The 483-nt window shown below is 62.7% G+C and carries 1 pseudogene; it reads right to left on the bottom strand.

What is annotated here, in order from left to right:
• Nucleotides 1-450, bottom strand: a pseudogene (locus AC1D0P_RS28805) (5-dehydro-4-deoxy-D-glucuronate isomerase); the annotation flags it as partial.
• Nucleotides 451-483: the final 33 nt, after the last annotated feature.

The following is a 483-nucleotide window of genomic DNA, read 5'->3' as shown; positions in this document are numbered from 1 at the left end:
GAGGTCGAGCGGCTTGGACTCGTCTTTCGTGATCAGGCGATGCGGGATATCGCGACCGGCCGGAACCGAGTTCATATAGAAGCGCGCCGGCGTGGCCGGATCATCGCTTGCAAGCGTCACCTTCTCCGCGCCGCGGCCGATATAGAGCACATCGCGGTTGGCAACCGCAAAAGTCTCGCCGTCGATCGTGATCTTGCCCGCGCCACCGAGATTGGCCACGCCCATTTCACGCGCGGTGAAGAACAGCGGCGTCCCGATCTCCACGCCGTCGCCGAAGGAAAGTGGCTCTGCGGCCGGCGTGGCGGCGCCGACGATCATGCGGTCAACATGGGTGTAAGCGAATTCGATATGGCCAGGCCGGAACAGGTCTTCGACCAGGAATTCGGCCCTCAACCGGGCGGTATCGAAACTGGGGATGTCGTGGGGCGAAACGCCGTAGATGACGCGCATATCACGCAGCCCCCGCTTCGGTTTCGATATGGT

The sequence above is a fragment of the Polaromonas sp. P1_G2 genome (assembly GCF_056405515.1).
This window is presented reverse-complemented; position numbering and strand designations above follow the sequence as displayed.